Annotated in this window: 6 protein-coding genes and 1 pseudogene; 2 read left to right on the top strand and 5 right to left on the bottom strand. The window is 64.9% G+C overall.

The window, feature by feature from the left end:
• Positions 1 to 88: 88 nt before the first annotated feature.
• The 3 genes and pseudogenes from VIG90_RS14455 to VIG90_RS14445 form a co-directional block, all read right to left on the bottom strand.
• Positions 89 to 799: pseudogene (locus VIG90_RS14455) on the bottom strand (NAD kinase); the annotation flags it as partial.
• 72 nt (positions 800 to 871) lie between these two features.
• Positions 872 to 1900, bottom strand: a complete 1029-nt coding sequence (gene moaA, locus VIG90_RS14450) for a GTP 3',8-cyclase MoaA (protein WP_331594223.1) — start codon at positions 1898 to 1900, stop codon at positions 872 to 874.
• Positions 1901 to 2033: 133 nt separating this feature from the next.
• Positions 2034 to 2432, bottom strand: coding sequence for a hypothetical protein (locus VIG90_RS14445; protein ID WP_331594222.1), 399 nt, complete (start codon positions 2430 to 2432; stop codon positions 2034 to 2036).
• A 301-nt stretch (positions 2433 to 2733) separates the two neighbouring features.
• On the opposite strand from VIG90_RS14445, the gene VIG90_RS14440 reads away from it, so the two are divergent.
• Positions 2734 to 4806 carry a putative bifunctional diguanylate cyclase/phosphodiesterase gene (locus VIG90_RS14440; RefSeq protein ID WP_331594221.1) on the top strand — a complete coding sequence of 691 codons (2073 nt, stop codon included), beginning with the start codon at positions 2734 to 2736 and terminating at the stop codon, positions 4804 to 4806.
• Between the two features lie 65 nt (positions 4807 to 4871).
• Positions 4872 to 5540, top strand: a complete 669-nt coding sequence (locus VIG90_RS14435; protein ID WP_331594220.1) for a DsbA family oxidoreductase — start codon at positions 4872 to 4874, stop codon at positions 5538 to 5540.
• 72 nt (positions 5541 to 5612) lie between these two features.
• Here VIG90_RS14435 and VIG90_RS14430 read toward each other — a convergent pair whose 3' ends face one another.
• On the bottom strand, positions 5613 to 7049 hold the full coding sequence (locus VIG90_RS14430; RefSeq protein ID WP_331594219.1) for an NAD(P)/FAD-dependent oxidoreductase: 1437 nt from the start codon (positions 7047 to 7049) through the stop codon (positions 5613 to 5615).
• 552 nt (positions 7050 to 7601) lie between these two features.
• A complete protein-coding gene (gene mfd / locus VIG90_RS14425) occupies positions 7602 to 11102 on the bottom strand; it encodes a transcription-repair coupling factor (RefSeq protein ID WP_331594218.1) in 3501 nt (1166 codons plus the stop codon).
• Positions 11103 to 11113: the final 11 nt, after the last annotated feature.

Genomic DNA, 11113 nt, shown 5'->3' with positions numbered 1-11113 from the left:
CCAGTTCTAACAAGTTTAGCGGCTTTGTTAGGGTCGTTGCTAACAACATTGATTGGAGCATGTACCGTCATATTGCCGCCATTGTTTACAGTGCTGTTTGTTGCTGAACTTGCACCCATGCCAAATAAGCGGCCCGCACCTCGCTCTGGTCCGCAACGGCGCTCACGGGGCGCTTGTTGCCTTCCAGTACACGGAACTCGATAACCCAGTTGTTGGGCAAAATTGCGCCGCGCCACCGCCGGGGGCGGAACGCGGAAATGGGTGTCAGCGCCAGCAGATCGCTGCCCAGCGGCAGGATCGGCCCGTGAGCGGACAGGTTGTAGGCCGTGGAGCCCGCCGGAGTCGCCACGATCACGCCGTCGCACACCAACTCGGGCATACGCACGCGTCCGTCAATGGCAATCTCGATCTTGGCCGCCTGCCGCGTCTCGCGCAGCAGCGAGACTTCGTTGATGGCCGAGGAGGTGATCCGCTCGCCGGAGATGGTCCGCGCCTCCATCCGCAACGGATTGAGGATGAACTGCTCGGCCCGCTTCAGCCGCTCGATCAGGTTGTCCGGATTGTACTCGTTCATCAGGAAGCCGACCGTGCCGCAGTTCATGCCATAGATGTGGCACGGCCGGTCCTTCGAGGCGTGCAGGGTCTGGAGCATGAAGCCGTCGCCGCCCAGCACCACGATCACGTCCGCCTCGCTCGTCGGCACCCACTCGTGGCGGCTGTGGATTTCCTTCGCCGCCGCCTGCGCTTCGGGCGAGGAGCTGGCAACGAGGGCCAGTTTATGGCGGCTGGGGTCGAACATGATGAGAGTGGTCCGTCAGGCCTCGGAAAGATAAGGGAGAAGAGTTGTGGCAGGTTCGAGGGCGGGTGGCAATTACCCGCCCGTCACGCTCATGTGACGCCGGACCGCGGGCTGGCGTCCGCGCCGGTCGATCACGAAGTCATGTCCCTTTGGCTTGCCCGCGATGGCGGCGTCAACCGCGGCATCCAGCAGCCTGTCATCACTGCTAGCCCTGAGCGGGGCGCGCAGGTCGGCGCTGTCGTCCTGTCCGAGGCACATGTAGAGCATGCCGGTGCAGGTCAGCCGCACCCGGTTGCAGGCCTCGCAGAAGTTGTGGGTCATCGGCGTGATGAAGCCCAGCTGCTGGCCGGTTTCCTCGATCCGCACGTAGCGGGCCGGGCCGCCGGTGGAATGGGGCAGGTCGGTCAGCGTGTAGCGGGTCGCCAGCCGGGCGCGCACCGTGCTCAGCGGCAGGTACTGGTCAGTGCGGTCTTCCTCGATCTCGCCCATGGGCATGGTTTCGATCAGCGTGAGATCGTGTCCCTCCCGGGCGCACCACTCCAGCAGCGTCTCGATCTCGGCCTCGTTGGTGTCCTTCAGCGCCACGGTGTTGATCTTCACCCGCAGCCCGGCCTCCTTGGCGGCGCGGATGCCGCCCAGCACCTGCGGCAGGCGGCCCCAGCGGGTGATCTCCTGAAACCGGTCCGGGTCCAGCGTGTCGAGGGAGACGTTCACCCGCCGCACCCCGGCGGCGTACAGGTCCCCGGCAAAGCGCTCCAGCTGGCTGCCGTTGGTCGTGAGGGTCAGTTCCTCGAGATCGCCGGTTTTCAGATGCCGCCCAAGGGCTTGGATCAAACTCATGATGTTCCGCCGCACCAGCGGCTCGCCCCCGGTCAGGCGCAGCTTGCGCACGCCGCGGCGGATGAAGGCGCTGCACAGACGGTCCAGCTCCTCCAGCGTCAGCAGCTCTGCCTTGGGCAGGAAGGTCATGTGCTCCGCCATGCAATAGACGCAGCGGAAGTCGCAGCGGTCCGTCACCGAGACGCGCAGGTAGTCCACCCGCCGACCGAAGGGGTCGATCAGCGGTCCGGCGTTCGGGCTGGCCGGGATGACAGGCTGCAAGCGGATGGTCTCCATGGATCCGGGCGGTCAGTTCTCAGGGAATATAGGCGCTTGCCCCAGCGGGACCAAGGCTTGAAAGAAGCAGACATTAAATGAAGGCGGAACAAATGAAGGCGGGAAGGGCCGCCGCTCGTCAGCCCCGCTTGTCGGTCTTCAGCACGTCGATCAGCTCGCTGGTCACCTGATCCAGCTGGCGAATGACGCTGGCATTGGCCTTGTAGGCGTGAACGGCTTCGCGCATCATCACCATGTCTTCCGCCATGGAGGGAATGTAGCGTGGCATGGGGTGTGCCTGCCCGCCGAGATTCGCTGTGCTGCCAGAGCCGGTTTCACCCTGAGCGCCGGTTTCGCCCTGAGCAGCAGGGTCCGTCTGGCCGGAGGCGCGGGCGTAGCTTGCAGCGGCTTCCATGCTGTCCAGCCTGAAGGCGGAAGAGGCGGTCGTGCTGCCACGGACGATGTTGCTCGCAGCCGTGTTGGCGCGATTCGTGGCATCGATCAGTCCGGATACCGCAATGCTCAGTGCTGGTATCATAGTTGCACGTACCTTCTGCCGTGTATGTCGGTTGCCATTTTGGCTGCCGCAAACAAAACCAAGATGCTGCATGCCATTAGCAGGCACTTCTCATCTGATTTCGTTACACATTACACAAATTGCAGTTTAGTTCTTAGCAAATAATTAATTTGCGTTTCTGATTCGAGATGAAGGCGTTGTAGGCTGAGTCTACTGTGTCGGAATGGGCTGTTCGGGGAGGGTAGAAAGCTTGACTCCGGTCATGACCACAGGTGCGCCAGTGCCGCCGGTTTTCATCTTTTCGCCCAGGCGCGGCGGAGAGGTGGCAAACGCGTTGACGGCCGATGACCTGCGTGTCGTGCTCTGTCCGGAGCGGCACGAGGCGGCCCAATGGCTGGCCGGCAGCGCTGCTCAGGTGCTTGTCGGTGACCTGCGCGGAGAGGTTGCACCGGACCTGCGGCTGATGCAGGCCATGGGGGAAGTGATCGCCCGCCGCCGCGGCTGCATGGTCCTGCTGCTGGACAGCGATGCATCCTTCTCCGCGATCACGCTTCAGAATATTGGCGCAACCCATTTCTTGCGCGAACCTTTCTCCGCGTCCGACCTCGCGGCGACGGTGCGTCTGGCCGAGCGGCTCACCATCCGCAATCATCTGCTCTCCCAGGGTCAGTCAGAGAGCGGCAAGCAGCTGGAGAACCAGACCTGGTCGTGGAATCGCATCACCAATCAGGTGCAGATTTCGCCCGGTCTTGCCCGCGTGCTCGGAGACAGCATTCCCTCAACCGTCGTCGGGCTCGAGGCGCTGCTGCGCTTCGTCGATCCGGAGCGCAAGCGCCAGGTTCTGGCGGCCTTTCAGGAGTTCGTCGAGACCGGGCGTCCCGGTCAGGTGCGCTTCTCGTTCATGGGACCGAACACTCCGGTGCGCGAGCTGCTGCACCACGTCTACCCCAAGCTGGCCGAAGACGGGCAGATTGCCGGGCTGTTTGGCTCGGTCGAGGTGGTCGGAGACATGCTGGGGCTCGACTCCCTCGGCGGAGACTTCGATCCGCTGACCGGTCTGCCCAATCAGGACTTCGCGCGCGCCATTCTGGAACAGCTGCTTGCAGAGAAGCGCGGCCCTGAGCCTGCCGCCGCGCTCATGCGCCTCTCGATCCGCCGGTTTGACCAGATCAACACGGCCTATGGCCACAAGATTGCCGACATGCTGCTTCAGGCCGTGGCCCGCCGCCTGCGCCGCGAAGCCATGGCCGCCGGGGCGGGCGAGGCTGAGCAGGAGGGGGCGCATCGCAGCGTGCCCTGCCGCATGAACGGCGCGGAATTCTGCGTCATCCTCACCGGGCCGAACCTGCTGGACTACGCACGGGCGCTGGCGGCGCGGTTCACGTCCGCGTTCGAGCGGCCCTATGTGGTCGCGGGGCGCGTGGTCCATCTGGTCTCGCGCATGGGTCTGGCGCTGGCGGACGATGACGTGAACGACGTGGCGGACCTGTTCCAGCGGGCAGGGGCGGCGCGCGGCCATGCCAAGTCACAGGGGCCCAACAGCCTGCACATCTTCAACAAGAACGATGTGACGCCGCCCGCGCTGATGGCCAGCCTCGAATCCGATCTACACAGCGCGCTGGTCAACGGCCATCTGGACCTCGTGTATCAGCCGCAGGTGGAAATCCCCACCGGGCGCATCATCGGCGTCGAGACTCTGGTGCGCTGGGATCACCCCAAGCACGGCGTCGTCGCGCCGGACGTGTTGCTGACCATCGCCGAAAACGCCGAGATCATGGCGCAGTTCGATGACAGCATCCTGCGCATGGCGCTCGCCGAGATCGCGCGCTGGACCGACCCCGAGCGGGCGAGCCTGCGCGTCTCTGTCAACGTCTCGGCGGCACAACTGGGGGAGGAGACCTTCGATGCGCAGGTGCTCAGCGCCTTGTCGGATGCGGGGGTTCCGCCCTCGCGCCTGACGCTGGAAGTCACCGAGACCGCCATCGTGGAGAATCTCGAAATGGCGGCGCGCACGCTCGGCCGCCTGCGCAGCAGCGGGGTTCACATCGCGATCGATGACTTCGGCACCGGCTATTCCTCGCTCGCCTACCTCAAGTCGCTTCCGCTCGATTACTTGAAGGTGGACAAGCAGTTCATCAACGATCTGACCAGCCAGAAGCGGGATCGCATCGTCATTCACAGCCTCGTGGAGCTGGCCCGCTCGCTCGGCATCGGCGTTATCGCCGAGGGCGTTGAAACCGAAGCCCAGCTCAACCTGCTCAGCCGGGAAGGCTGTAACTGCTACCAGGGCTATCTCTGCTCGCCGCCGCTGGCCGCCAGCCGTCTGGAGGAGTTCGTGGCGGAGTGGAACCAGAGCGCCGGGCCGCCGCCCCGGCAGGCGGATGGCCGTGGGTAGTATGTCCGCTCAATTTTCGGGCCGTTGCGCTTGACCCGCAGGCTTCCTGTGGTCAGTGTGCGCCCATGCTAGAAATCGCCTTCATCTCCGACTTCGTCTGCCCCTGGTGCTACATCGGGAAGCGCAATCTCGATATGGCGCTTGCGGAACGTTCCGAATACGCCATCTCGGTTCTGTGGCTGCCCTATCAGCTTGCGCCGGACGTGCCCGTGGGCGGTGTCGACCGGATGGAGTATCTGCGATCCAAGCTCGGCTCCGACCAGCAGCTGGCCGCCCATCAGGACGCGGTGCGCGAGCACGGTCAGGCCGCGGGCATCGACTTCCGCTTCGATCGCATCCAGCGCATTCCCAACACGCTCGACGCGCATCGCCTGCTGCGCTGGGCACAGGAGCACGATCTGGCCGCGGACATGGCCCAGCGCCTGTTCGAGGCTTACTTCGAGGAAGGGCTCGACATTGGGGAGCATGAGGTGCTCGCCAATCTTGCCGAGGACGTCGGCCTGAGCGGGGAGGATGTGCGCAGCCTGCTGGCCACCGATACGGACCTTGAGCCGGTCCGCGCCGGCTTCAACAATGCGCGCGAGATCGGCGTGCGCGGCATCCCGACGCTCATCTTCCAGGGCAAGTGGGTCGCCACCGGCGTCCAGTCCACCGAGGCCCTGATCGGCGTGCTCGACCAGCTTGAGGCCGAAAGCGCCGGGGTGCCAGGCGAGGCCGCCAACGACGAGAACTGAGTCCCGGCAACCTGCGGGGCCAGCAGGAGGGGCGCTCGTCCCCTCCCGCAGTTTCTCTGACTTTTAAAGCAGTTACGCGGCGTTCTGACGCTTCGGCTCCGCCGGCTTTGCAACCTTGCGGCCCTGCTGGGGCTGGCGGTTGATGGCAACCGACGCCTTCGGGCTCTGGCGCAGGTAAGCCTCCAGCGAGTCGTCCAGCGCTTCCAGCCAGCGCGTGTGATGCGGCGTCGATTTGGTGCCGGTCAGGACCGAGGTGTAGGTCTTGTCCCGGTAGCCCATGATGTCGGCCTTCTTGTCCTTCTTCCACTGCAGGAAGATCTGGTTGACCGCGCGGATGTCGAACCACGGGTAGTCGGTCATGCCGATCAGCCGCTCGATATAGGCCCCCTGGAACTCGAAGGCCTCGGCGTCGGTTGCGATCGCTTCTTCCGTCTCGCGCCAGCGCAGGTTGGCCTGATCCATGTCGTCGCGGCCGGGCAGGGCGATGCGGCCCAGCATCACGTCCCGCGCGAACCAGGCCTGCGCGTCGAACATGTTGAAGCTGTACCACTGGTCCTGCATGCCCAGGTACATGAGCTGCGGGTTGGCGGTGAACACCACGCCTTCATAAAGGCCCAGCGGCCACAGGCGGTTGTTGGTCTTCAGGCGCAGCTCATCCGGCAGGAACGGGAAGTCGTGCTGGTAGCCCGTGCAGAGAATGATTGCATCCGCGTGGCGGCTGCTGCCGTCCTTGAAGTGGGCGATGTTGCCCTCCACCCGCTCCAGCAGCGGCTTTTCGGTCCACCCCTCCGGCCACTGGTAGCCCATCGGCTTGGTGCGGTAGCTGGTCGTGATCGACTTCGCGCCGTACTTGTAGCACTGGGAGCCGATATCCTCCGCCGAGTAGCTGGAGCCCACCAGCAGCACGTCCTTGCCCTTGAACTCCGCCGCGTCGCGGAAGTCATGGGCGTGCAGAATGCGGCCGGGGAAGCGATCGAAGCCCTCGAACTCCGGCACATGAGGTGTCGAGAAGTGGCCCGTCGCCACGACAACGTAATCGAACTCGTCCGACGTCAGCCGGTCGGCGGTGTAGTCCATCGCGGTCACGGTGAACTTACGGGTCGCCTCATCGAACGTCACGGACTTGACCGCCGTATTGAAGCGGATGTGATCCCGCACGCCCGCCTTCTTCACGCGGCCCTGAATATAGTCCCACAGAACCTCGCGCGGCGGGTAGGAGGAGATCGGCCGCTTGAAATGCTCGTCGAAGGAATAGTCGGCGAACTCAAGGCATTCCTTCGGACCGTTGGACCAGAGGTAGCGGTACATGCTGCCGTGCACCGGCTCGCCGTTCTCATCCAGCCCGGTGCGCCACGTGTAGTTCCACATGCCGCCCCAGTCCTTCTGCTTCTCGTAGCAGACGATGTCGGGGATGGCCGCGCCCTTGGCCTTGGCGGACTGGAAGGCACGAAGCTGGGCAAGCCCGGACGGACCTGCACCGATAATGGCAACTCGCTTTTGTTCAGACATGTTTGATCACCTTTACGCAAAGACGGACAAGCCCGGCCGCTGAAGACAGCGGAGGCGTCGATTAATTGATTTTGTAAAAATCAGAGCGCGGATGGAGGGATGCAGCGGTAACGGCTGGCCGCGACGCTCAGGTTGCTGGCCAAAATGCCCAGCAGAACAGAGGAAATATTACGAAGGTAATTTGTAATCGTGAAGGCAGGGGTAGTCTTGGAAGGCCCACATTTTCCATTCAAAATGGCATCTGGGCCACAAGCGGGATAGATGGCGTTTTTACCCAACATTGCCGCGTTGGTTCCTCCTGTGATTTTTGTTGATCGTTCTGAGCTATCACATCATCGCAGGAATTGCAATTTTTTCGATTTGTCTATTCATCTGCTCGACATAAAACAGGCAATTTCTCGCGCTTTTCTACGCCGTCGGCCCGGTGCCTTGCCTCTCGACTGATCGATGAAATTGCTTTCTCGTGAAAGGGCCGCCCGCAGCCCGCGCGCCACATAAACGAAGGGGGAGCAGAAGCTCCCCCTCGGTCAGCATCGAACTGGAACAGCCGGCTCAGGCGGCGGCGGTCGCCTGACGCGCCACCTTGGCCAGCCCCTTGGAGAGGGACAGCGCGCCCGAGAGGCGGTCCTTCTCCTCTGACCACGGCCGGGCCACCACCAGCTTGTGGTCGGGCCGGAGCTTTGCCGTGCCCTTCAGCTTGGTGAGGTAGGCCACAAGGCCTGCCGGGTTGGCGAATTGGTCGTTGCGGAAGGTGACGATCGCACCGCGCGGTCCCGCATCTAGCTTTGCAATGCCCGCGATCCGGCAATAGGCCTTGGTTTCAACCACATAGAGAAGGTTCTTGAACTCGCGCGGCATCTTGCCGAAGCGGTCGATCATCTCGGCGGCGAAGGAGTCGATCTCGGTGCGCGTCGTCAGCTCGCCGATGCGCCGGTAGAGGCCCATGCGCACGGTCAGGTCCGGCACGTAATGCTCCGGGATCATGATGCTCGCGCCAACGGTAATCTGCGGCGAGAACTCCTCCTGCTCGATCTGATCCTCCCGCACGCCCGAGGCCCGGGCCTGCGCGGCGGTGATCGCCTCTTCCAGCATCTGCTGATACAGCTCGAAGCCGATCTCGCGGATGTGGCCGGACTGCTCGTCGCCCAGCAGGTTGCCCGCGCCACGGATGTCGAGGTCGTGGCTGGCCAGCTGGAAGCCCGCGCCGAGCCCTTCCAGGCTGGAGAGCACCTGCAGCCGCTTCTCTGCGGTCGGGGTGAGGGGCGTCTTGGGGTCGGTCGTCATGTACGCATAGGCGCGCACCTTGGAGCGGCCGACGCGCCCGCGCAGCTGGTAGAGCTGGGCGAGGCCGAACATGTCCGCCCGGTAGAGGATCATGGTGTTGGCGCTCGGAATGTCGAGGCCGGACTCCACGATGGTGGTGGAGAGCAGCACGTCATACTGGCGGTCATAGAAGGCGGTCATCCGCTCCTCGATGTCGCCGGCCGCCATCTGGCCGTGGGCGGTGATGAACTTCACCTCCGGCACGGACTCGCGCAGGAAGGTCTCGATCTCCTGCAGGTCAGAGATGCGCGGCACCACGATGAAGCTCTGGCCGCCGCGATAGTGCTCGCGCAGCAACGCCTCGCGGATCACCACGTCGTCCCATGGGGCCACGTAGGTGCGCACCGCCAGACGGTCGACCGGCGGCGTCGCGATGAGCGACAACTCGCGCAGGCCCGTCATCGCCATCTGCAGCGTGCGCGGAATGGGCGTTGCGGTCAGCGTCAGCACGTGCACGTCGGCGCGCAGCTGCTTCAGCTTTTCCTTGTGGGTCACGCCGAAGTGCTGCTCCTCGTCCACGATCACGAGGCCCAGCCGCTTGAAGGTGATGCCCTTGCCCAGCAGCGCGTGGGTGCCGATCACGATATCGACCGTGCCGTCCGCCAGTCCCTGCTTGGTGGCGGTCTGCTCCTTCTGGCTGACGAGGCGGAACAGCTTGCCGATCTTGAGCGGAAAGCCGTTGAACCGCGCCTCGAAGGTGGCGGCGTGCTGGCGCGCCAGAAGGGTCGTCGGCGCGATGATCGCCACCTGATTGCCTGCCATGGCGGCAGCAAACGCCGCGCGCAGCGCCACTTCGGTCTTGCCGAAGCCCACGTCGCCGCACACCAGCCGGTCCATCGGCTTGCCGGAGGACAGGTCCTCCAGCACGTCGTTCACCGCCTTGACCTGGTCTTCCGTCTCCACATAGGGGAAGCGGGCGCAGAACTCGGCCCAGCTGCCGGATTCGGTCTCGATCACGTCCGCCTTGCGCAGCAGGCGCTCGGCGGCCACCTTCAGCAGCTCGCCCGCAATCTCGCGGATGCGCTCCTTGAACTTGGCCTTGCGCGCCTGCCAGGCCGCGCCGCCCAGCTTGTCGAGCGTCACGCCCTCGCTGTCGGAGCCGTAGCGGGTCAGAACCTCGATGTTCTCCACCGGCACGTACAGCTTGTCGCCGTCCGCATAGATCAGCAGCACGCAGTCGTGCGGCGCGTCGCCCACCTCGATGGTGGCCAGTCCCTCGTAGCGGCCGATGCCGTGCTCGGTGTGCACCACCAGGTCGCCGGTGTTGAGCGCGGTCACTTCCGTGAGGAAGTTGTCGGCCTTGCGGCTGCGGCGGCGCTTGCGCACCAGCCGGTCGCCGAGGATGTCCTGCTCGGTCAGCACCGCCACGTCTTGCGTGGAGAAGCCGTGGTCCAACCCCAGCACGATGAGCGAGACGCCCTTCGTGCCCGCGCCCAGCGCTTCCTGCCAGCTGTCCGCATAGATCAGCGGCTTGACGCCATGGTCGGTCAGCAGCCCCTCGAGCCGCTCGCGCGAGCCCTCGGTATAGCTGGCCAGAATCACCTTCTTGCCGCTCTTGCGAAGCTGCTCCAGGTGCGCGCCCACGGCCTTGAACACGCCGCCCGGGTTGTTCTGCCGCTCGGGCGCGAAGTCGTGCGCCGCATGGGTGTCGAAGCTGGCAACAGTGGGCGAGGGCGGCTGGTCGAACGGCGTCACCCCATGGGCGCGCACCTCGGCCAGCGTCTCGTGCCAGCGCTCCAGCGTCAGGTACAGCTGGTCGGGCTTCAGCGGATGATAGCTGCCCTTGTCCGCCAGCAGGGCGGTGCGGCGGGCATCGTAGTAGTCGTTGATCGCCTCGAAGCGCGTCTTGGCGGCCGAATCCGCCAGAGCGTCCAGAACGATCACATCCTTCTGGCCGAGGTATTCGAACAGCGTCGCCAGCTCTTCCTCGAACAGGGGCAGCCAGTGCTCCATGCCGGTGAGGCGGCGCTGCTCGGAGACGGCGGCGTAAAGCGGGTCATGGCCCAGCACCGCGCCGAAGGCTTCCACATAGCGCTGGCGGAAGCGGCGGACGGAGTCCTCGTCCAGCAGCACCTCGTTCACCGGCATCAGGGTGAACGTCTCGATCCGCTCCACCGTCCGCTGGTCGGCCGGTTCGAATCGGCGAATGGAATCAATCTCGTCGCCGAAGAAATCGAGACGCACCGGCAGGTCCATGCCCGCCGGGTACACGTCAACGATGCCGCCGCGCACGGCGAACTCGCCCGCCTCAACGACCGTGTCCGCGCGCACGTAGCCCGCGGCCATCAGGAGGGAGGTCAGGCTTTCCCGGCTGAAGGCGTCGCCCACCGCGATCCTGCGCACCAGCTTCCGGATGCGCTCCGGCTTCAGCGTCTTCTGGATGGCGGCGTTGACCGTCGTTACCAGCAGCTGCGGCTTGTCGCTGCGCTTGCCCGCAATCCGGGCCAGCGCCGCCAGCCGGTCCGCCACCACGCGGGTGGCCGGAGACGCGCGGTCGTACGGCAGGCAGTCCCACGCTGGAAGGTAGATGACCTCCAGCTCCGGCGCGAAGTAGGGCGCCGTGTCCGCAATCTGGTGGGCCGCCTGGTCGTCGCGGGCGATGTACACCACCCGCGCGGAGGTCCCGGCCGCCCGGGCGAGGTCCGCCAGCAGCCAGGGCACGAAGCCTTCAACACTTCCGGCCAGCGTCAGGCTGGCCGGGGCTTCGACGATCTGGTTCGGGTCGATCACTGGGCCGGGGC

It is taken from the genome of Pedomonas sp. (assembly GCF_036515995.1).
Taxonomy (GTDB): domain Bacteria; phylum Pseudomonadota; class Alphaproteobacteria; order Sphingomonadales; family Sphingomonadaceae; genus Pedomonas.
This window is presented reverse-complemented; position numbering and strand designations above follow the sequence as displayed.